General features: G+C 66.7%; 18 protein-coding genes and 1 tRNA gene. 13 read left to right on the top strand and 6 right to left on the bottom strand.

What is annotated here, in order from left to right:
• Positions 1–149: 149 nt before the first annotated feature.
• The gene (locus D103_RS0103530) at positions 150–1,571 is read right to left on the bottom strand and encodes a phospholipase D-like domain-containing protein (protein ID WP_018875846.1); all 1,422 of its coding nucleotides are present in this window, start codon (positions 1,569–1,571) and stop codon (positions 150–152) included.
• Positions 1,572–1,714: 143 nt separating this feature from the next.
• On the opposite strand from D103_RS0103530, the gene parC reads away from it, so the two are divergent.
• Both parC and htpX read left to right on the top strand, forming a co-directional pair.
• Entirely contained in the window at positions 1,715–3,976 is a 2,262-nt protein-coding gene (gene parC, locus D103_RS0103525; RefSeq protein ID WP_018875845.1) for a DNA topoisomerase IV subunit A, read from the top strand.
• Positions 3,977–4,086: 110 nt separating this feature from the next.
• Positions 4,087–4,974: a protease HtpX gene (htpX, locus tag D103_RS0103520; RefSeq protein ID WP_018867169.1), complete on the top strand. Its 888-nt coding sequence runs from the start codon at positions 4,087–4,089 to the stop codon at positions 4,972–4,974.
• A 79-nt stretch (positions 4,975–5,053) separates the two neighbouring features.
• Here htpX and D103_RS0103515 read toward each other — a convergent pair whose 3' ends face one another.
• Entirely contained in the window at positions 5,054–5,734 is a 681-nt protein-coding gene (locus tag D103_RS0103515) for an MBL fold metallo-hydrolase (protein WP_018875844.1), read from the bottom strand.
• A 382-nt stretch (positions 5,735–6,116) separates the two neighbouring features.
• Here D103_RS0103515 and D103_RS0103510 point away from each other — a divergent pair, with 382 nt between their 5' ends.
• The 10 genes from D103_RS0103510 to D103_RS0103465 all read left to right on the top strand — a co-directional run bounded on the left by D103_RS0103510 (position 6,117) and on the right by D103_RS0103465 (position 18,104).
• Positions 6,117–7,592: an ATP-binding protein gene (locus D103_RS0103510; protein WP_018875843.1), complete on the top strand. Its 1,476-nt coding sequence runs from the start codon at positions 6,117–6,119 to the stop codon at positions 7,590–7,592.
• Positions 7,589–9,016, top strand: a complete 1,428-nt coding sequence (locus D103_RS0103505; protein ID WP_018875842.1) for a sigma-54 dependent transcriptional regulator — start codon at positions 7,589–7,591, stop codon at positions 9,014–9,016. The genes D103_RS0103510 and D103_RS0103505 overlap by 4 nt, the downstream gene beginning before the upstream one ends.
• A gap of 294 nt (positions 9,017–9,310) precedes the next feature.
• Positions 9,311–9,832 (top strand): DUF4168 domain-containing protein, encoded by a 522-nt coding sequence (locus D103_RS0103500; RefSeq protein WP_026280254.1) that lies wholly within the window; start codon positions 9,311–9,313, stop codon positions 9,830–9,832.
• Between the two features lie 238 nt (positions 9,833–10,070).
• Positions 10,071–10,499, top strand: a complete 429-nt coding sequence (gene rplM, locus D103_RS0103495; protein ID WP_017940583.1) for a 50S ribosomal protein L13 — start codon at positions 10,071–10,073, stop codon at positions 10,497–10,499.
• A gap of 31 nt (positions 10,500–10,530) precedes the next feature.
• Positions 10,531–10,923, top strand: a complete 393-nt coding sequence (gene rpsI, locus D103_RS0103490; RefSeq protein WP_018867174.1) for a 30S ribosomal protein S9 — start codon at positions 10,531–10,533, stop codon at positions 10,921–10,923.
• 43 nt (positions 10,924–10,966) lie between these two features.
• Positions 10,967–11,040, top strand: a tRNA-Gln gene (locus tag D103_RS0103485).
• A 967-nt stretch (positions 11,041–12,007) separates the two neighbouring features.
• Positions 12,008–12,925: an MBL fold metallo-hydrolase gene (locus D103_RS0103480; protein ID WP_018875840.1), complete on the top strand. Its 918-nt coding sequence runs from the start codon at positions 12,008–12,010 to the stop codon at positions 12,923–12,925.
• Positions 12,926–12,956: 31 nt separating this feature from the next.
• Positions 12,957–13,106: a DUF3096 domain-containing protein gene (locus D103_RS13730; RefSeq protein ID WP_018867185.1), complete on the top strand. Its 150-nt coding sequence runs from the start codon at positions 12,957–12,959 to the stop codon at positions 13,104–13,106.
• A 152-nt stretch (positions 13,107–13,258) separates the two neighbouring features.
• Entirely contained in the window at positions 13,259–17,101 is a 3,843-nt protein-coding gene (locus D103_RS0103470) for a DUF3683 domain-containing protein (protein ID WP_018875839.1), read from the top strand.
• Between the two features lie 169 nt (positions 17,102–17,270).
• Complete coding sequence (locus tag D103_RS0103465) at positions 17,271–18,104, top strand: rhodanese-like domain-containing protein (RefSeq protein ID WP_026279275.1); 834 nt, start codon at positions 17,271–17,273, stop codon at positions 18,102–18,104.
• A gap of 104 nt (positions 18,105–18,208) precedes the next feature.
• On the opposite strand, the gene D103_RS0103460 is transcribed toward D103_RS0103465, so the two are convergent.
• Entirely contained in the window at positions 18,209–18,418 is a 210-nt protein-coding gene (locus D103_RS0103460; RefSeq protein ID WP_018867188.1) for a DUF2905 domain-containing protein, read from the bottom strand.
• Between the two features lie 18 nt (positions 18,419–18,436).
• Positions 18,437–19,099: a ribose-5-phosphate isomerase RpiA gene (rpiA, locus tag D103_RS0103455; protein WP_026280253.1), complete on the bottom strand. Its 663-nt coding sequence runs from the start codon at positions 19,097–19,099 to the stop codon at positions 18,437–18,439.
• A 102-nt stretch (positions 19,100–19,201) separates the two neighbouring features.
• On the opposite strand from rpiA, the gene ilvA reads away from it, so the two are divergent.
• On the top strand, positions 19,202–20,716 hold the full coding sequence (ilvA, locus tag D103_RS0103450; RefSeq protein ID WP_018875837.1) for a threonine ammonia-lyase, biosynthetic: 1,515 nt from the start codon (positions 19,202–19,204) through the stop codon (positions 20,714–20,716).
• Positions 20,717–21,042: 326 nt separating this feature from the next.
• Here ilvA and D103_RS14270 read toward each other — a convergent pair whose 3' ends face one another.
• Both D103_RS14270 and D103_RS13365 read right to left on the bottom strand, forming a co-directional pair.
• A complete protein-coding gene (locus tag D103_RS14270) occupies positions 21,043–21,249 on the bottom strand; it encodes a hypothetical protein (protein WP_018875836.1) in 207 nt (68 codons plus the stop codon).
• A 263-nt stretch (positions 21,250–21,512) separates the two neighbouring features.
• Positions 21,513–21,733 (bottom strand): transposase (locus D103_RS13365; protein WP_038028236.1); only part of this gene is annotated, 221 nt, incomplete at its 5' end.

Raw genomic sequence — 21,733 nt, 5'->3', positions numbered from 1 at the left:
CTGCGGCGAAGCGAATCGGGCCCCGTCGGGTATTCGCGTGACATCGCCTACAGTACAAAAGACCGCAGGCCGCCGCCCCGGTTCGGGGGGGCGGCGCATGGGGGCCGGCTAACGCTGTCTGCACGCCGGCCGGGGAGTGTCGCCCCGCGTTACAGGTAGGGAGTGAGGAGGCGGGCGGCCCCGTCGCGTAGCTGCGCGGGGAGCGGACGGGCGCGGACCTCGTCGAGGGTCAGGGGGTGCGACTGCGCGCGCAGGGCGTCGGCCCAGGTGGCCAGTTCGCCGCCCAGGCCGGCATCCAGGCATTCCAGATTGAACTCGAAATTCAGGCGCAGGCTGCGCGGATCCCAGTTGGCGGAGCCGACCAGGGCCCACTCGCGATCCACCAGCATCAGCTTGGCGTGGTTGAAGGGCGGCGGGGTGAGCCACAGGCGGCAGCCGCGCTCCAGCAGCTCGCCCTGTTGCGGGCGGCTGGCCCATTCCACCAGCCGCAGGTTGCTCCGGGCCGGGATCAGGATGTCGACCCGGACGCCCCGCAGGGCGGCGGCCTTGAGCGCGCCGGTCAGCGCCACGTCCGGCAGGAAATACGGGGTGATGATGGTGACCTGCTCGCGGGCCTCGGCCAGGGCCGATTGCAGCGTGAAGTTCAGGACCTCGAAGTCCTCGTCCGGGCCGTCCGGCAGGCCGCGACAGGCACGGGCCCCGGCCGGGGCAACGGTATCCGGGAACCAGCGCGGGCCGTCCAGACGTTCCCCGGTGGCGAATTGCCAGTCCTCCGTGAACACCCGCTGTAGTTGCGTGCAGGCGGGGCCGCGCAGCTCGAAGTGGAGGTCGTGTATCGGGTGGGGGCCCGGATCGGCGTGGCTGTGGCCGCGGCGGATGTTCATGCCCCCGGTGAAGGCCTGGCGGCCGTCGACCACCAGCATTTTGCGGTGGTTACGCAGATTGAAGGCGGCCAGACTGCGTGGCAGGTGCACCGGCATGAAGGTGGTGGCCGGGATCCCCGCTCGGCGCAGCCGGCGCAGGGTGTTGCGGCGGCTGTAGCGGGCGCCGATGGCGTCGATCAGCACGCGCACCTGCACGCCACGGTCCTGGGCCTGCTGCAGGCGGTCCACGAAGCGTTCCCCGACCCGGTCGTAGTCGAAGATATAGGTGGCCAGGGTGATGCTGTGACGGGCGCTGTCGATGGCGTCCAGCATGCGGGCATAGGTGCGGTCGCCGTCGAACAGCGGTTCGATCGCGTTGCCGCCGACCAGGCGGAAAGGGCTCAGTCGGTCGCCGGAGTGCAGCAGGCGTTGCCAGCGTTCCGGCGGCTCGCTCAGGGTGGCGCCCCCGGCGCTGGGGTCGGCGATCAGATAGCCCTCGCGCAGGGCGTGGGCGCGCCGGCGGATGCGGTTGACCCCGAACAGCCAGTACAGGACCGAGCCGCCCAGCGGCAGCAGCACGATCAACCCGACCCAGGCGATGATGGTTCCGGTGTCGCGGCGCTGCAGCAGGGCGTGCACCACGCTGATCGCCGCGAGGGCAAACACGGCGACGGCAGCGATACTGGCGATCCAGCCTGTATCCAGCACGAATGGACTCCTCCGGGGCTTCTCCGCTCCCCGGTTCGGCGGTTTTCCCGTGACCCCGTGGAATGGCGGGCGCGTGCCCGCTACAGTACGCGGGCCCGGTCCGGGGTAAAAGCCCGCGCCACCCATCATTCGCGAGAGCGCCGATGAGCGATATCGAGACCCCCAGCCTGTTCGCCAACAGCGGCGAGCAGCTGCCGCTGAAGGACTTCACCGAGAAGGCGTACCTGGACTACTCCATGTACGTGATCCTGGACCGTGCGCTGCCGCACATCGGCGACGGGCTCAAGCCCGTGCAGCGCCGCATCATCTACGCCATGAGCGAGCTGGGGCTCTCGGCCACCGCCAAGTACAAGAAGTCCGCGCGCACGGTCGGCGACGTCCTCGGCAAGTTCCATCCGCATGGCGACTCGGCGTGCTACGAGGCGATGGTGCTGATGGCGCAGCCGTTCTCCTACCGCTATCCGTTCGTGGACGGGCAGGGCAACTGGGGCTCGCCGGACGATCCCAAGTCCTTCGCCGCGATGCGCTATACCGAGTCGCGCCTCTCGCGCTATGCGCAGCTGCTGCTCTCGGAGCTGGGGCAGGGCACGGTGGACTGGGTGCCGAACTTCGACGGCGCGCTGGACGAGCCGAAGGTGCTGCCGGCCCGGCTTCCGAACGTGCTGCTGAACGGCGGTTCCGGGATCGCCGTGGGCATGGCCACCGATATCCCGCCGCACAACCTGCGCGAGGTGGCTGCGGCCTGCGTGCACCTGCTGGAGCACCCGAAGGCGACCGTCGCCGAGCTGTGCGAGCACCTGCCGGCGCCGGACTTTCCCACCGAGGCGGAGATCATTTCCCCGCCTGCGGAGCTGCGAAAGGTCTACGAGACCGGGCAGGGTTCGATCCGCGCGCGGGCGCGCTATGAACGCGAAGGTGACGACATCGTGGTCACCGCGCTGCCGCACCAGGTCTCCGGGGCCAAGCTGCTGGAACAGATCGCCAGCCAGATCCGCGCGAAGAAGCTGCCGATGGTCGAGGACCTGCGCGACGAGTCCGACCACGAGCACCCGACCCGTCTGGTGATCACCCCGCGCTCGAACCGCGTGGATGTCGAGGCGCTGATGGCCCACCTGTTCGCGACCACGGACCTGGAAAAGACCTACCGCGTGAACATGAACGTGATCGGCCTGGACGGCCGACCGCAGGTACGCGACCTGGCCGGGCTGCTGAGTGAATGGCTGAGCTTCCGCATCGAGACCGTGCGCCGGCGTCTGCAGTGGCGCCTGGAGAAGGTGCAGGCGCGGCTGCATGTGCTGGAAGGCCTGCTGATCGCCTATCTCAATATCGACGAGGTGATCGCGATCATCCGCGAGTACGACCAGCCCAAGCCGGAACTGATGAGCCGCTTTGGCCTGTCCGATATCCAGGCCGAGGCGATCCTGGAGCTGAAGCTGCGCCACTTGGCCAAGCTCGAGGAGATGAAAATCCGCGGTGAGCAGGACGAACTGGCCAAGGAGCGCGATCAGCTGGAGAAGACCCTGGGGTCCGAGCGCCGCCTGCGCACCCAGGTCCGCCGCGAAATCGAGAAGGACGCCGCGGACTACGGTGACGAGCGCCGCTCGCCGCTGGTCCAGCGCGCCGCCGCGCAGGCACTGGACGAGTCCGCGCTGGTGCCCACCGAGCCGCTGACCATTGTGCTGTCGGAAAAGGGCTGGGCACGTGCGGCCAAGGGCCACGACGTGGATGCCCAGGGGCTCAGCTACAAGGCCGGGGATGCCTTCCAGGCCGCGGTCACCGGGCGCAGCAACCAGCCGGTCGCGTTCATCGACTCCACCGGCCGCACCTATACCATCCCCGCGCACACCCTGCCGTCCGCGCGCGGGCAGGGCGAGCCGCTGTCCGGCCGCGTGAACCCGCCGGAGGGCGCGCGCTTTGTCGGCATGGCCACTGGTGCGGAGGAAGACCGCTGGCTGCTGGGCTCGGATCACGGCTACGGCTTCGTCGCCAAACTGGGCGATTTGCTGGGCCGGCAGAAGGCGGGCAAGAATGTGCTCACCGTGCCCGCTGGGGCGGCTGTGCTGCAGCCGGCCCCGGTGCGCAACCCGCACGAGGACCACATCGCGGTCGTCACCACCCGCGGCTACCTGCTGCTGTTCCCGGCCACCGAGCTGCCGGAGCTGGCGCGTGGCAAGGGCAACAAGCTGATCGGTATCCCGTCCGCGGCCCTCAAGGACGGCTCCGAGCGGGTGCTCGACGTGGCCGTGCTGGGGCCGCAGGACACCCTGGTCGTGCACGCCGGCAAGCGCTTCAAGGCGCTGGCCCCGGCCGAGTGGGCGGAGTACGTGGGCGAGCGCGCCCGGCGCGGGCGCCAGCTGCCACGCGGCTACCAGAACGCGGACCGCCTGGAAGTGCGCCCGGCCTGAACCCCGGCGCGCTCCGGTGGTCATTGATCGGGGTGCGCTTGAATTCGCGCGGCGCGCCCCGATGATTGCGACATCCCCGTAAATGGATTGATGGAGTACAGGAAAACTTCATGAAACGTGTTCTGCTGTTTCTGGCGACCAACTTCGCCATCCTGATCGTGCTCAGCATCACCCTGCGTATCCTGGGTGTGGAGAGCATCCTCGATGAACAGGGGGTCGATCTCGACCTGACCGCTTTGCTGATCTTCGCCGCCGTGTTCGGGTTCGGCGGGTCCTTCATCTCGCTGGCCATCTCCAAGTGGATGGCGAAGAAGACGATGAAGGTCCACGTGATCGACAAGCCGCGCAACGCCACCGAGCAGTGGTTGCTGGAGACGGTGCAGCGCCAGGCCAAGCAGGCCGGTATCGGCATGCCCGAGGTGGGAATCTACGATTCGCCCGACCCGAACGCCTTTGCCACCGGGATGAGCAAGAACAACGCCCTGGTGGCCGTAAGCACCGGACTGATGCAGAACATGGGGCAGGGCGAGGTCGAGGCCGTGCTGGGGCACGAGGTCGGTCACGTCGCCAACGGCGACATGGTGACGCTGGCCCTGATCCAGGGCGTGGTGAACACCTTCGTGATCTTCCTGTCGCGCGTGATCGGCCACTTCGTCGATCGGGTGATCTTCAAGAACGAGTCGGGTCACGGACCGGCCTTCTGGATTACCGCCATCGTGACCGAGATCATCCTCGCGATCCTGGCCTCCATCATCGTGTTCTGGTTCTCGCGTCAGCGCGAGTTCCGCGCCGACGAGGCGGGGGCCCGCTTTGCCGGGCGCGAGAAGATGATCGGCGCGCTGGAGTCGCTGGCCCGGGCCTCCGGGCGGCCGGTGGACATGCCGGACCAGATGGCGGCCTTCGGGATCCGTGGCGGCATGGCCCAGGGCCTGAAGAAGCTGTTCATGAGCCACCCGCCGATCGAACAGCGCATCGCCGCGCTGCGCGCCAACGGCTGAGAAGACGCCTGGCGCCGTGCGTACACGGGCCGCCCCTCGGGGCGGCCCGTTTCATTTGAGAGATGCTGCTCCGCAGGGCTCAGTAGTAGCGGCCGCGGCCGGGCTGTCCGCCGGCGGCAAGGGCCGCGTCGCCGACGAAGGGGTTGCTGCGGCGTTCCTCACCAAAGGTGGACTCGGGGCCGTGGCCGGGCACGAACCGGGTCTCGTCGCCCAGCGGCCAGAGCTTGTCGGTGATCGAGGCGATCAGCTCGCGCCCGTTGCCGCGCGGGAAGTCGCTGCGGCCGATTGCCCCGTGGAACAGCACGTCGCCGACCAGGGCCAGGCCGCTCTCGGAGTCGTGGAAGACCACGTGCCCCGGGGTATGGCCGGGGCAGTGGAGCACCCGGAGTGTGGTCTGGCCCAGCGCGATGGTGTCGCCATCCTCCAGCCACTGGTCGGGCACCAGGGGCGCGGTCTCGGGGAAGCCGAAGATCTGTGCCTGCGCCGGGAGCTGGTCCAGCCAGAAGGCGTCGTCGCGATGCGGCCCGATCACCGGCACATTGGCACGGGCGGCCAGTTCGGCGGTGGCCCCGACATGGTCCAGGTGGCCGTGGGTCAGGAGGATCTTCTCCAGGTGCACGCCGTGCTCGCGGGCGATCTGTTCGAGGGTCGCGGCATCCGCGCCGGGGTCGACCCAGGCCGCGGCCCCGGTGGCATCGCACCAGATCAGCGTGGCGTTCTGGGCAAGCGAGGTGACGGGGTGGCTCAGGTGACGAAGCATGATGCGGGATCCGTGAACGAAGTCGATTTTTGGTGCATTCCCGGCGGGTGGCTTTCATGCCCGGGAATAGATCGGGCGGACCTGCGTCTTACGGGGTATGCAGGTCTTCAAGGGTACGTGATATGACGAAACGGTGAAGGACGACCCCCTGCGTATTTCACCGGTTGACAAGAACATCGCCATATTAGAAGATTTGCATACGCTAATCGCTGTCCCCCCTGTCAGTGGTTAGTGGACTCCTCCATCCTCCTTTGGTGGTTTTCTTGGCGCGGGCTTCGACCCGCGCTTTTTTTTGCCTGTGATTCGCCTCCTGTTGCCGGGCGTGTCTACCATTGAGTCCGGCCCGTGCCGCGGATGGCCCGTCGATGATGACCCAACGCCCATGATCCGAAGCCTGAACAGCCTGCGCACCGCGGTGTTGTCCTTCGTGCTGCTGCCGCTGCTGCTGATGATGGCCGCGGTGGTGGCGCTCGGCCTGCGCGAATTCCAGGTCCAGATGGAAAACCGCATGCAGGAGGATATCGAACTGGTGGCGCGTTCGATCCGCCTCCCGGTGTCGAGCGCCATGCTGCAGGACGACGTGTCCGGGGTGCAGCAATCGCTGGATTCGCTGTTCCAGATCGAGGAGGTGTTCGGGGTCTACGTCTACGACGCCGAGGGCCGCATGGTCGCGGCCAGTGGGCCGCCCAGCCCGACCCTGCAACGCCGCGGCGAGGCCCGGGTCATCAGCGAGACCGGCAGTCTCGGGGCCTTCGGCGAGCACCAGGGGCGCGAGACCTTCTCCTTCTTCCTGCCGTTGTCCGATCCGGCCGGGCGGATCGTGGGCCTGCTGCAGGTGACCCGCGATGTGACCCCGTTCCGGGCCTTCGTCACGCAGCTGCAGTGGCAGGGCGGGTTGCTGATGCTGGCGGTCAGTGCGCTGTTCCTGCTGGTCGTACTGTTCGGCTACCACCGCGCCGTCGGCCGGCATGTGTCGCGCCTGATGGCCGCGATGCGCGCGATCGGCGATGGCCAGCGCGGCCTGCGGGCGCCGGAGGACGGGCCGGCCGAACTGCGCGGGCTGGCGGTCTCGATGAACCGCATGATGGAGCGCCGCGAGGCCTCGGAGGCGGAACTGGAGGCGCAGCGCCACGAGCAGGTGCGGCTCGAGGAAAAGCTGCGGCACTCGGAGAAGCTGGCGGCGATCGGCCAGCTCGCGGCCGGTGTGGCGCATGAGCTGGGGACACCGCTCGGGATTATTGCCGGGCGGGTGCAGCGGGCCATTCGCCGCCTGCCGGAGCCGGATCCTGCGCGCAAGGAGATGGAGGCGTTGCAGGCCGAACTCGAGCGGGTGGAGACCATCGTGCGGCAGTTGCTGGACTTTGCCCGTCGCAATCCCCTGCAGGAACGCCCCCTGGACCTCGCGCAACTGGTCGGCGACCTGGTCGAGCGGGTGCGCGCGCGGCACGCGCCCGACGCGATCCGGTTCCAGGTGGACGGGGAGGCGCTGGTCGTCGCGGCCGATCGTCTGCGCCTCGGACAGGCGCTGGAGAACCTGCTGGAGAACGCGGCCCAGGCGGCCGCCGGTGAGGTGCGGGTCCACTGGCGGGCGGAGGCCGACCGGGTAACCCTGGTGGTGGCCGATGACGGTCCGACCGCCGGGCGCGGGATCGACGACGAACAGGCGGCGCGCCTGTTCGAGCCCTTCTTCACCACCAAACCCACGGGCGAGGGAACCGGACTGGGGCTGGCTGTTGTCCAGGTGGCACTGGAAGATCATCGCGGCACGGTCGCGCTGGATCGCAGCGTGCCCGGGGAGACCCGCTTTGTCGTGCATCTGCCGCTGGCCACTGACGAACCGCAGGAGACGCGCCTATGAGCGCCGCGCCACAAACACCCGCCGCGCCCCCGGAATCGGTCCTTGTCGTCGAAGACGACCGCGGACATCGCGAATTGCTGCACGAGGAGCTGGCCGAGGCCGGCTACGCGGTCACCGCGGTAGGCAGCGCCGAGGACGCCGCGCGGGCACTGGCACAGCAGGCCTTCAGTCTGGTGGTCAGTGACCTGCGTCTGCCGGGCGCCGACGGGTTTCAGGTGCTCGAGGACGCGCGCGCCCGGGTGCCGGCGCCGGGCTTCATCATGCTGACGGGCTTCGGGACCATCGACCAGGCCGTGGCCGCGCTGAAGGCGGGGGCGGACGACTTTCTGACCAAGCCGGTGGACCTCGATCATCTGCGCCTGGCTGCGGACCGGGTAACCGAGGCGCGTCGCCTGAAGGACGAGGTGCGGCGCTATCGCGAGGTGCTCGCCCGGGCCGACGGGTTTCATGGCATGCAGGGACACAGTCCGGCCATGCTGCAGATGTTCGACCTGATCCGGCGGATCGCGGCCGCCGACGGCAGCGTCCTGATTACCGGCGAGTCCGGGACCGGCAAGGAACTCGTGGCGCGGGCGCTGCACGCGGAAAGTGACCGGGCGCACGGGCCGTTCGTCGCGCTCAACTGCGCCGGCATCCCCGAGGCCCTGCTGGAGTCGGAGCTGCTGGGGCATGTTGCGGGTGCCTTCAGTGGGGCCAAGGGTGCCCGTCGAGGATTGTTCACCGAGGCACATGGGGGAACCCTGTTCCTGGACGAGATCGCCGAGATGCCGGTGGCGATGCAAAGCAAGCTGCTGCGCCTGCTGCAGGACGGACGGGTGCGCCCGGTGGGCGCCAACGAGGAGATCGAGACGGATGTGCGTATCGTCGCGGCCACCCACCAGGACCTGCAGGCGCACATGGCCGACGGCCGTTTCCGCGAGGATCTCTACTATCGCCTGGAGACCTTCCGCATCGAGATCCCGCCGCTGCGAGAACGCGGTGACGATGTCGAGTACCTGGCCCTGCAGTTCCTGCGCCAGCAAGCCCTGGCCCGAGGCCTGCCCGAGCGGCGTCTGAGCCCGGAGGCCCTGCGCGCGCTGGTGCGCTACCCCTTCCCCGGGAACGTACGCGAACTGGCCAGCCTCATCGAGCGCGCCGCCACCCTGGCCACGGGCGAGGTGATCGAGACCCGGGACCTGCCGGAACGCGTGTTCGCGATCGGCGGCGAAGATGCGGGTGTGGCCGCCGGTGGTGCCGGCGCAGAGGTGTTACCCGTAGCGGGAGTCGGCGACGACACCCAATGGCCGACGCTGGAAGAGCGCGAGCGCGACTACATTCAGCGGGTCCTGGAGCACGTGGACGGCAACAAGCAGCGGGCCGCGCGTATCCTCGGCATCGGACGCAAGACGCTCTACCGCAAGCTCGGTGAATCCGACCCGTCGTGACATCCTGACCCGGGTCGAGCTGACCCATGTGTCATTATGACCCATTCACAATTCCGCCGTCGGCGGACGCCCTGTCAGCTGATTCAGTCCTAACCATCTGATTCCTATAGAATGTCTCCCCGGTTGCCATTGTTGGCACGATGCCTGCTCCTCCTCAGTCAGCAATCGGAGAAGCGCAGCCCGCACGGGCTCATTCCTCCTCACACGGTTGCGGCGCGGCTGGACCGGGGGCGCCTCGAGCGGGTCCCGGTCGGCCGCGAGATCCGATCGAACCAAAGGAAAAGGAGCAACATGATGAATATGCGCAAGACGATCCTCGCGATGGCCCTGACTTCCCTGTTTGCCGTCGGTGGCGCGGCCTCCGCGCAGTATGGTGGTGCCGAAGGCGGCGCCGGCGGTGGCGACATGGGCGGCGCCCAGGGTGGCCAGCCCCCGGCCCAGGAAGGCGGTGCCGGCGCCGGCGGCGGTGCCCAGGGCGGCCAGCCGCCGCAGGGTGGCGCCCAGGGTGGCGCGGCCCAGGGCGGAGCCCCGATGCAGGAAGCCCCCGAGGTGGACCTGAGCGAAGAGGACATTGACACCTTCGTGACCGCCTTCGTCGCGGTGCAGGAAGTGCGCGAGGACTTCGCTGACCGCCTGCAGAACGCCGAGGACGAGACCGAGGCGCAGTCCATGCAGCAGGAAGCTCAGGACGAAATGGTCAGCGCCGTGGAAGATGCGGGCATGAGCGTCGAGGAATACAACGAAGTCGCCATGGCCCTGCAGAACGACCCCGAGCTGATGCAGGAAGTGCAGGAGCGCGCCGAAGCCCAGCTGTAAACGGGTTGTGTGCCGCCCCGGGCCTTGCGCCCGGGGCCTGCAAGGGGGGCCGCCCTTCGGGGCGGCCCCTTTATTATGTGCGGAGGGCGCTCGCGCAGGCCCCGGCCCGCCACGTCGCCTCCGGTGGACGTCGAGCGCGGCCCGTCTCGCGAATTGTCCCTTTTGCTTGAATCGGGTGAAGGGAAGCGTTATTCTTGCGCGCTTTCTGAATCGCCCCGACCTCGGAGCATCGAACATCATGAGTACCATCAGCGCCAAGCCGGCCGAAGTCGAACGCGACTGGTTTCTCGTCGACGCCGACGGCAAGACCCTCGGCCGACTCGCCACGGAGATCGCACGCCGTCTGCGCGGGAAGCACAAGCCCGTGTACACGCCGCATGTCGATACCGGCGACTACATCGTCGTGATCAACGCGGAGAAGATTCGCGTCTCCGGCAACAAGGCCATGGACAAGAAGTACTTCCACCACACCGGTTATCCGGGTGGCATCAAGGAAGCCAACTTCACCCAGATGATCGAGCGTCATCCGGAGAAGGTGCTGGAGCTTGCCGTGAAGGGCATGCTGCCGCGCAACCCGCTTGGCCGGGCCATGTTCAAGAAGCTCAAGGTCTACGCCGGCACCGAACACCGGCATACGGCCCAGCAGCCGCAGCCGCTCGAAGTCTGAGCCGCCAGAATCAGCAAGGGAATCGATCCGAATGGCTACCAATCAGTATTACGGCACCGGCCGCCGCAAGACCGCCGCTGCGCGCGTCTTCCTGCGCCCGGGTACGGGCAACATCACGGTTAACCAGAAGCCGCTGGACGAGTTCTTCGGCCGCCAGACCTCGCGCATGGTCGTGCGCCAGCCGCTGGAGGCGACCGAGTCCACCGAAAACTTCGACGTGATCGCAACCGTCGAGGGCGGTGGTGGTAACGGCCAGGCCGGTGCGATCCGCCTGGGCATTGCCCGCGCCCTGGTGCAGTACAACGAAGAGCTGCGCTCGCCGCTGCGTCGTGGTGGTCATCTGACCCGCGATGCCCGCGAGGTGGAGCGGAAGAAGATCGGCCTGCGCAAGGCCCGTCGTGCAACCCAGTACTCGAAGCGTTAAAATTCGCCTCGAGTTTCTGCGGGACGCACGCGATCCGGTTTACTGGGGGATCGTCTAGCGGTAGGACTACGGACTCTGACTCCGTCAACCCAGGTTCGAATCCTGGTCCCCCAGCCATCCATAGAAAAGGGCCCCCTCGTGGGGCCCTTTTCTATGGATATATGAGCGAGCCCAGGGTTCGAACCTGGAAGGTTCGGCGAAGCGCAGCGGAGCACTGCACGCGCGCCGCGCGTGCAGCCCCGAAGGGGTGAGGCGGCGTAGCCGCCGAATCATCCTGGTCCCCCAGCCATGGCGGTGTGCCCCTCGATGGGGCTCACCGTCATTTGCTTCAGAATGGTCACTCCTTCAGGTGAAGCCCCTTCGCGGGGCCCTTTTCTATGGATATTTGAGCGAGTCCAGGGTTCGAACCTGGAAGGTTCGGCGAAGCGTAGCGAAGCACTGCGCGCGCGCCGCGCGTGCAGCCCCGAAGGGGTGAGGCGGCGCAGCCGCCGAATCATCCTGGTCCCCCAGCCATGGCGGTGTGCCCCTCGATGGGGCTCACCGTCATTTGCCTCAAACTGGTCGCTACCTTCGGAGAAGGGCCCCCTCGTGGGGCCCTTTTCTATGGATATATGAGCGAGTCCAGGGTTCGAACCTGGAAGGTTCGGCGAAGCGCAGCGGAGCACTGCCCGCGCGCCGCGCGTGCAGCCCCGAAGGGGTGAGGCGGGGCAGCCGCCGAATCATCCTGGTCCCCCGCCATAGCGGTGTGCCCCTCGGTTTGGCATGTCCGCATTTCAGCATTGACGGGCAACCAACCATGCGGTGCTTCTGGCACGGGTCAGGCACGATCGCGCCCGTGAGTGGCAATCATTCCCTCAGGCCCTGCGGCGTCAATCTGCGTCCTGCCGAAGGTGGAGGGCTGTTGGCCCGGCCTCTTCTGGGTTGTGCTCCTCGGGTGGCTTCTCATCGTTGTTCCCGGCTCCGCTACAATCCCCGGGCGGGGATCGGGAATTGCAGGGAATTCTCCGGTCTTTTCTCCGTCCAATAACCCAGAGCCCGTCCACGGGCCGAATGGATACGCATCAAGAAGAGGAGTGGAGCAAAGATGTCGGTACCCGATAACCCCTACGAGCCCGTGACCGTCGATACCACCGCCCACGAAGTGGAGGGCGCGGACACCTGGTACATGATCGGGATCTCCGGCATCCCGGACCCCGACAACCAGGGGCACACATCGAACGCCGGATTCGTTGTGACCGACGAAGGGGTGGTGGTCTACGACGCCCTGGGGACCCCGCCGCTGGGCTTCGAGATGATCCGCCGGATCCGTGAGGTGACCGACCAGCCGATCAAGTACGTGATCGCCGGGCATTACCATGCGGACCACATCTACGGCCTGCAGGCGTTCGCCGACCATACCGACGCGAAGATCATCGGTCAGGCACGGGCACGCGACTACCTCGGCGGGCCAGGCGCGGTGGCGCGACTGGAACAGCGTCGCGGGGTGCTGACGCCATGGGTGGACGAGGACACGCAGATCATCCCGCCGGACGAGTTCTTCGATGACGAGTACACCATCCGTCTGGGCGGCAAGACCTTTCGCTGCGTGCACGCCGGCCCGGCCCATTCACCCGACGACATCATCATGGTGGTGGAGGAGACGGGCGTGGTGTTTGCCGGTGACATCGTCTTTGACGGCCGTATCCCGTTTCTGGGGGACGACGCGCTGGATTCGGAGAACTGGGTCAATCGTCTGGAAGAACTGATGGAGATGGACCTGAAATTCCTGGTCCCGGGGCATGGCGAGGCCACCGATCAGGCAAGCCGAGCGGTGAAGTTTACGCGTGACTACCTGGTGAAGCTGCGCGAGCACATGGGCGCGGCCGTGGAGAACATGGAGACCTTCGACGAGGCCTACGCGGCCATGGACTGGAGCGACTACGAGGATCTCCCGGCCTTCGAGCAGACCAACCGCAGCAATGCCAACGCGGTCTATCTCGAGATGGAAGAAAAACTGTTCTGAACGCGCCGGCGTTCGGCAAGGGAGTCGCTGCATGACGCTGCATATTGACCCGAGCCTGCTGATGGCCATCCTGTCGCTGGTGGCGGGGATTCTGATCCTGATCCGTCCCCGGCTCCTCAATTACATCGTCGCGATCTACCTGATCGTGATCGGGGTGCTGGGGCTCCTGGCCCACTGGTAGGGCACACTGCGGGACCGCCCGGGCCGCGAGCCCGGGTGGTTCCCGGGGGATAGTTTGGTGCCCAAAAGCATGGACCAACAGTGCGACTTCATGCGCAGGGCGCGCGGACCCGTTACTCTTTGGCCTCACTTTGATCGGGGGGCCACGCCTCAATGACCGCCGAACGCGTTCGAGAAATACCCTATAACTACACCTCCTTCTCCGACCGCGAAATCGTCATCCGTTTCCTGGGATCCGATACCTGGGACCTCCTCAACGAGCTGCGTGGGGAGCGTCGGACGGGCGTGTCCGCGCGCATGCTGTTCGAGGTCCTGGGGGACATGTGGGTGGTCACCCGCAACCCGTATATCCAGGACGACCTGCTGGAGGACAAGAAGCGCCGCAAGGCGCTGATCGACGCCATGCAGCATCGCCTGGACCAGATCACGGCCCGGGCCGATGGCAACGAAAAGGCATTGAAGCTGGCCCAGCGTGCACAGGCGGCGGTATCCGCCTTTGCCAAGGAATTCACCGACACCGCGGCGCTGCGCGACCAGGTGCGCAAGCGCATGAAGGGCCTCACGCACAAGGACAATATCCAGTTCGGCGGGCTGGCGCGGGTGTCCCACGTGACCGACGCGACCGACTGGCGCGTGGAACTGCCGTTCGTGGTGCTGACCCCCGATTCCGAGGAAGAGATGGGGCCGCTGGTCGCGGCCTGCATCGAGCTGGGCCTGACGGTGATCCCGCGCGGTGGCGGCACTGGCTACACCGGCAGCGCGGTCCCGCTGTCCAAGCGTTCCGCGGTAATCAACACGGAGAAGCTGGAGGGCCTCGGCAAGGTCAAGCGGCGACCGTTGCCGGGCGTGGAGCACGACGTGCCGGTGGTGCGCGTGGAGGCCGGCGTGGTCACCAAGCGCGTCTCCGAACTGGCCGATCGCAATGGCCTGGTGTTCGCGGTCGATCCGACCTCGCAGGATGCCTCGACCATCGGCGGCAACGTGGCGATGAACGCCGGTGGCAAGAAGGCCGTGCTGTGGGGTACCGCGCTGGACAACCTGGCGGCCTGGACGATGGTCACGCCCGAGGCGGAGTGGATGTACATCGAGCGCCTCGATCACAACCTGGGCAAGATCCACGACGCCGAGACGGTGCGCTTCCGCGTGACGCGCTATCAGCCGGATGGCAAGACCCCGAAGGGAGAGCCCGAGATCCTCGAGATGCCGGGGCAGCGCTTCCGCAAGCTGGGCCTGGGCAAGGACGTGACCGACAAGGCCCTGATGGGCGTGCCGGGCATCCAGAAGGAAGGCTGTGACGGCCTGATCACCTCGGCCGAGTTCATCCTGCACCGCATGCCCGACAACATCCGCACCGTGTGTCTCGAGTTCTACGGGACCGACCTGCACCAGGCCGTCCCGGCGATTGTCGAGATCAAGGACGCGGTGGATGCCGAGGACGACGTCCTGCTGGCCGGCCTCGAGCACCTGGACGAGCGCTATGTACGCGCGGTCAAGTACACGCCGAAAGGCGCGCGCGGCGACCTGCCGAAGATGGTGCTGGTCGCCGATATCGTCTCCGACAACGAAGACGCTCTGGGCGCGTTGGCGGCCAAGATGGTGCGCGCGGCCAATGCCCGAAACGGCGAGGGCTTCATTGCGGTCAGCCCCGAGGCGCGCAAGCGCTTCTGGGCGGATCGCGCCCGCACCGCGGCGATTGCCCACCACACCAACGCCTTCAAGATCAACGAGGACGTGGTGATCCCGCTGGAACGCCTGGCGGAGTACACCGAGGGGATCGAATCCCTGAACGTGCGCGAGTCGCTGAAGAACAAGCTGACCATGGTCGACGAGGTGCTGGAGTGCATGCGCGGCGACCATCCCGAGCTGCGCGAGCTGCTGGAGGACACCGGCGGCGAGGGTCAGCAGTGGTTCGAGTCCAAGCGCGAGCGCGCGGTGGAGGTCCTGCAGGAGGTGAAGAAGCGCTGGGAGGCGATCTCGGAGAACTTCTTCACGCTCGCGTCGGAGTGCGACGAGCTGCTCGACGAGTCGGCCCGCGCTGACCGTCGCGACCACGACAAGCTGATGAACCTGCTGCTGCGGCGCAGCCTGCGGATCTCCTACCGGGCCGAGGTCGAGCGCCCGCTGTTCGAGATCTTCGGTGGCCACCAGCTGGAGCCGGTGCGCAAGCGCCTGGCGGCGATCCATGACCGCGTGCTGACCAGCCGGCTGTTCATCGCCCTGCACATGCATGCGGGCGACGGCAACGTGCACACCAACATCCCGGTCAACTCCAACGACTACCAGATGATGCACCAGGCCGAGCGTCTGGTGGACGACGTGATGCGCCTGGCGCGCGAGCTGAACGGGGTGATCTCCGGCGAGCACGGGATCGGCCTGACCAAGATGCAGTACCTGGAACCCGAGCGCATCGAGTCGTTCGCGAAGTACAAGAAGCAGGTCGACCCGAACGGCGTGTTCAACGCCGGCAAGCTGCTCGAGGGCTCCGGGCTGTCCAATGCCTACACCCCTTCGCTGCGTCTGGTGAAGCAGGAGGCGCTGATCCTGGAGCAGAGTGAACTGGGCGATCTCAACGACGAGATCAAGGACTGCCTGCGTTGCGGCAAGTGCAAGCCGGAGTGCAATACGCATGTCCCGCGCGCCAATCTGCTCTACTCGCCGCGGAACAAGATCCTGGCCACCGGACTGATCGTCGAGGCCTTCCTCTACGAGGAGCAGACCCGCCGCGGGCTGTCGCTCAATCACTTCGAGGAGATGAACGACGTCGCGGATCACTGCACGATCTGCCACAAGTGCCTGAATCCGTGCCCGGTCGACATCGACTTTGGCGACGTGACCATGCACATGCGTTCGATCCTCAACAAGAAGGGCAAGCGCAAGGCGACGCCGGCCACGATGATGTCCATGGCCTTCCTCAACGCGAAGGATCCGGCCACCATCAAGGGCATCCGCAAGGGCGCGATCCAGATGGGCTATGCCGCCCAGCGTCTGGGGCACTTCGCGTTCAAGAAGCTGAACCTGACCGGCGAGGGCAAGACCCCGCGCTCGACCACCGGCAAGGCGCCGGTGCACGAGCAGGTGGTGCACTTCGTGAAGAAGCCGATGCCCGCCGGCCTGCCGAGCCAGACCACGCGGCAGATGCTGGGGCTGGAGGATTCGCGCTACGTGCCGATCCTGCGCGACCCGGTGAAGACCGATCTGGATTCGGATGCGGTGTTCTACTTCCCCGGCTGCGGCTCCGAGCGTCTGTTCAGCCAGGTGGGGCTGGCGACGCTGGCCATGCTCTACGACGTCGGCGCGCAGACCGTGCTGCCCCCGGGCTACCTGTGCTGCGGGTATCCGCAGAACGCCGGCGGCGACTTCGAGAAGGGCCAGCAGATCAGTACCGAGAATCGCGTGCTGTTCCACCGGCTGGCGACCACGCTCAACTACCTCGACATCAAGACCGTCGTGGTGTCCTGCGGGACCTGCATGGATCAGCTGCTGAAGTACGAGTTCGAGCGGATCTTCCCGGGCTGCCGCCTGCTCGACATCCACGAATACCTGATGGAGAAGGGCGTGAAGCTCGAGGGGCTCAAGGGCGTGCAGTACATGTACCACGACCCCTGCCACTCGCCGATGAAGTCGCACAAGCCGACCGACGTCGCCTCCAAGCTGATGGGGCAGGACGTCCTGCAGTCCAACCGCTGCTGTGGCGAGGCCGGCACGTTCGCGATCAGTCGCCCGGATATCGCCACTCAGGTGCGCTTCCGCAAGCAGGAAGAACTGCACAAGGGCATCAAGGAGCTGACCGGCGAGGAGAAGGCAGAGAACGGCAACGTGAAGATGCTGACCTCCTGCCCGGCCTGCCAGCAGGGGCTTTCGCGCTATCGCGAGGACACCGGGCTGGATACCGACTACATCGTGGTCGAGATGGCCAACCGCCTGATGGGCGATGGCTGGCAGAAGAACTTCATCGAGCGGGCCCGCGAGGGCGGGATCGAGAAGGTCCTGCTGTAGTTCCCGTTGCACACAAAGGGTGCGGGTTGGCTACAATCGGGCGAGGCGAGCGGCCGGGCCGGGGAATAAAGCCCCGTCTCGCCGCGTCGCCCAACGGGCGTCGAATACGCCCCAACAGGGCCGCGGCAGTGCGTGCGGCATGTTCACCCGTCCATGCAAGGGAGTTCGCATGACCTTTCGCTCTTTGAGTCCCCGCCTTGCCGTCATGGCCCTCTGTGTCGGGCTGGCTGGTGCCCCTGTCGTGGCCAGTGCCCAGGCCTTTGTCGAGTTCCCCGGACGCAGCCTGTACGAGCGCTTTGGTGTGGATGCCGTGGACCTGTTCGATCTGCGCGGTCAGCTGTCGCGTTCCACGGTGATCGACGTCCGCCCGCGCCTGGAATACGACATCCTGCACATCGAGGGGGCGCATCACGTCCCGCTCGGGGCCCCGGATTTCGAGGACCAGGTCCGCGCACTGGAGGAGCAGCACGGTGGCCCGCTGGTGTTCTACTGCAACGGTCGCGAGAGCTATCTGTCGTATCGCGCCGCGGCGCGTGCCAACTCCGCGGGGCTGGGCCCGACCCAGGCGTATGACGCCGGCGTCAAGGACTGGGCGGAACGCTATCCCGGACTGGCACTCCTGCGCGGTGAGCCCATCGAGGACCCCGAGACGCAGTTGATTGCCGACGACGCCTTCGAGGCGCGTCTGCTGGAGGCCGACACCTTTGCCCGTCGCGTCCGCGAGAACGACGATGCCGTGGTGGTGGATGTGCGTGGCAACGAGGAACGCGACGAGATTTCGCTGTTCGCCGGGCGCGAGATCTCCGCGCCGCTGGAGAATATCGACACGCTCAATCGGATCGTCGACCAGGCCCGCCGGGACGGTGCCCCGCTGCTGATCTTCGACCAGAACGGGCAGCAGGTGCGCTGGCTGCAGTATCACCTGGAGGAGCGGGGGGTCGAGGACTACCGCTTCCTCGAGGGCGGCCTGCAGCGCTTCTACGACGAGGTGATGGCGCGCTAGGCGCGGCCCGGAGCGTTTCCTGCATCCGCGTTTTTCGCACGAAAAAAGGCCGGGATCATGCGATCCCGGCCCTTTTGTTTGACAGCGCGTGCGCTGGCGGCGGGTCAGCGCCGGAAAAGCGCCAGCAGGATCGAGATCACCACGCTGACGATGATCATGGTGGTGATCGGGAAATAAAACCGGCTGTTTTCCCCCTCGATCACGATATCCCCGGGCAAGCGGCCCCAGGGGATTTTGCCCAGCCAGGGCCAGAGCAGGCCGATCACCACGATCAGCCCGCCGATGACGATCAGCCACTTGCCCGTGTCGGTCATGGCGATCGCCCCGACCGATTACGTTGCGGTCATCTCCTCGACGCCCGTGGACGAACCCACCAGCATCACGTCCGCCGGCCGCCGAGCGAACAGGCCGTTGGTCACGACACCGGCGATGTGGTCCAGCTCGGACTCCAGCTCCACCGGGTTCATGATGCGCAGGTTGTGCACGTCGAGGATCACGTTGCCGTTGTCGGTCTTGAAGCCCTCGCGCAGCTCCGGGTTGCCGCCCAGCTTCGACAGGGCGCGGGCGACATGACTGCGGGCCATCGGGATCACCTCGACCGGCAGCGGGTAGGCGCCCAGGTAGTCCACGACCTTGGTCTCGTCGACCACGCAGACGAAGGTCTTCGATGCGGCCGCGACGATCTTCTCGCGGGTCAGGGCCCCGCCCCCGCCCTTGGTCAGGTGCAGGTGCCGGGTGGCCTCGTCGGCGCCGTCCACGTAGATCGGCAGCGGGCCGGCGGAGTTCAGGTCCAGCACCTCGATGCCATGTCCGCGCAGGCGCTCGGCGCTGGCCTCGCTGGAGGCGACGGCCCCGTCGATCTTGCCCTTGATGCCCGCCAGGGCGTCGATGAAGTAGTTCGCGGTAGACCCGGTACCCACACCCACGATCCAGCCGCTCTCGATCCGTTCCAGCGCCGCCTCGGCCACGGCCTTCTTCATTTCGTCCTGATTCATCAACATCTCTCGCATGTACGATCCATAACCCATTGAGGATACCGACTGCTCCGGCCCCGGGACAAGCGGAACCGTGAACCGCTCGCATGCTATGGTTTCGCCATGCAAATCCCCTATCTCGAGAAGATCCTGACGGCGCGCGTCTACGACGTGGCCCGAGAGACACCCCTGGACTCGATGCCGACCCTGTCGCAGCGCCTGGGCTCGACGCTCTGGCTCAAGCGCGAGGACCTGCAGCCGGTGTTCTCGTTCAAGCTGCGCGGCGCCTACAACAAGATCGCCCAGTTGACCCCGGAACAGCGCGCCAAGGGCGTGGTGGCGGCCTCCGCGGGCAATCATGCCCAGGGGGTCGCGCTGGGGGCGAACCACCTCGGCATCAAGGCCGTGATCGTGATGCCGGTGACCACGCCCTCGATCAAGATCGCCGCGGTGCGTCGTTTCGGCGGCAAGGCCGTACTCCACGGGGATTCCTTCGACGAGGCCGCCGCCCACGCCCGCGAGCTGGAAGCCAAGCACGGCTACACGTTCATCCATCCGTTCGACGACCCCGACGTGATTGCCGGGCAGGGCACGGTGGCCATGGAGCTGCTGCGTCAGCATCCGGGCGAACTCGATGCTGTGTTCGTCTGTATCGGAGGCGGTGGGCTCGCCGCTGGCATGGCGGCCTATATCAAGCGCCTGCGCCCGGAGATCAAGGTCATTGGCGTGGAGCCGGACGACGCGCCCTCGATGTACAAGGCGCTGCAGCAGAACCGCCGGGTCAACCTCAAGCAGGTCGGTATCTTTGCCGACGGCGCGGCGGTGCGCCAGGTCGGCAAGGAGACCTTCCGCCTGTGCCGCGATCTGGTCGACGAGGTCCTGCTGGTGGATACCGACTCCATCTGTGCGGCCATCAAGGATGTCTTCGACGATACCCGCGTGGTCGCCGAGCCGGCCGGTGCCCTGGCGGTGGCCGGTATGAAACAGTACCTCCAGCGCGAGGGCGTGCAGGGCGGAAACTTCGCCGCGGTCTTAAGCGGCGCCAACATCAATTTCGACCGGCTGCGCCATGTGGCCGAACGCGCCGAGATCGGCGAGCATCGCGAGGCCCTGTTCGCGGTCACCATCCCGGAGCGCCCGGGGAGTTTCCGCCAGTTTTGCCAGGCTATCGGCAAGCGCGGGATCACCGAGTTCAACTACCGCTATGCTGACGACGAGCACGCGCAGGTGTTCGCCGGGATCAAGCTGGAGGGCGGTGATCGCGAGCGCCGGGAGATCCTGGAGGCCCTGGAGGGGGCGGGGTACGAGGTGCTCGATATGACCGAGAACGAGGTCGCCAAGCTGCACCTGCGGCATATGGTCGGCGGCCATGGGGGCGAGGTCCGCAACGAGCGGATCTATCGCTTCGAGTTTCCGGAGCGACCCGGGGCGCTGCTGAATTTCCTGACCCATATGGGGCAGACCTGGAATATCAGTCTGTTCCATTACCGCAATCATGGGGCGGCCTACGGGCGTGTGCTGGTCGGTATGCAGATCCCGTCCGAGGATCGGGCCCGGTTCCGCGAGTTCCTGAAGGAGGTCGGGTATCCGTGGCACGAGGAGACCAGCAACCCGGCCTACTCCCTCTTCCTCCGCTGACCGCATCTCATCAGGCGCTTGTTCGTCAGCGCAGGCAGCTTCGTCGTCTGGCCGCCTGCCTTGCTGTGGCTGGTCCTGGTTCGTCCTCCGGTGTTTACGGTGCCGTCGGTCCGCAACCTGCCGATTTTTGGCTAGGCCTGGTTCAGCATCCGGTGTTTACGCGCCTTCGGTCCACGTACTGCCGTGCGCTGACTCGCCAGCGCGCCGCGAGGTCCTTTCTTGCTTGCCCAAGAAAGGACCCAAAGAAGGGCACCCGGATTTCGCCCGGGAACCTCGCTCCGGACGTGCTGGGCCGGCGGCGCTGAACTCGCTGCGCTGCGCTCCGCTCAGACATCCAGCGCCTTCTTCCGGCCCATCACGCCCTCCGCGAGGGGCTCCATACGGGAGGCGAAGGTCAAAACCGAACGCATCACCATGTTTGCGCCTAACCATAGGCAATGCCGCTCGAAAGCCCCTGGCGCCCGCTGCGCGGGCGCGGCACGCAACGGCCGCAGGCCGAGCGTGCCCGAGATGTGCGAAGACCCAGCCTTCATCCATTAGCAATCTCGTCGGAACCGCCGTTGTCTTGACCTTGACCCCCCGTTGTCGTCGCGCCGAGTGGAGAGGGTTTTCGCGGGATCAGAGGCGCTGGATGTCTGAGCGAAGCCGCAGGCGCAGCGAGTTCAGCGCCGCCCGCGAAAAGCCTCGGAGCGAGGGAAGCCCCGGCCCGCACAGCGGGCCGGGGTCGCGGCAGTCGGGGTTGTGTGCGTCAAGTTGTGCAGAAATGAGTCGGCCATGTTCGGTTGGTCCGTATGGCTCAGGCGGCCTCGGCCTGCCGGAGCAAGATCTTCTTGTGCTCTTTGAGCAGATCCATGTTCAGGTAGCGGTTGTCCTCCAGCCAGCCTTCGTGGATTTCGACGGCCAGGGCCCGCACCAGACGTAGACAGCTGTGGGTGTTGGGGAAGATCCGGACCACCCGGGTCCGGCGCCGGATCTCCTCGTTCAGCCGCTCGAGCATGTTGGTGCTCTTCATGTGCT

The sequence above is a fragment of the Thioalkalivibrio sp. ALE31 genome (genome assembly GCF_000377405.1).
GTDB lineage: Bacteria > Pseudomonadota > Gammaproteobacteria > Ectothiorhodospirales > Ectothiorhodospiraceae > Thioalkalivibrio.
The sequence above is the reverse complement of the archived record's forward strand: the minus strand, read 5'-3'. Positions and strand labels throughout refer to the sequence as shown.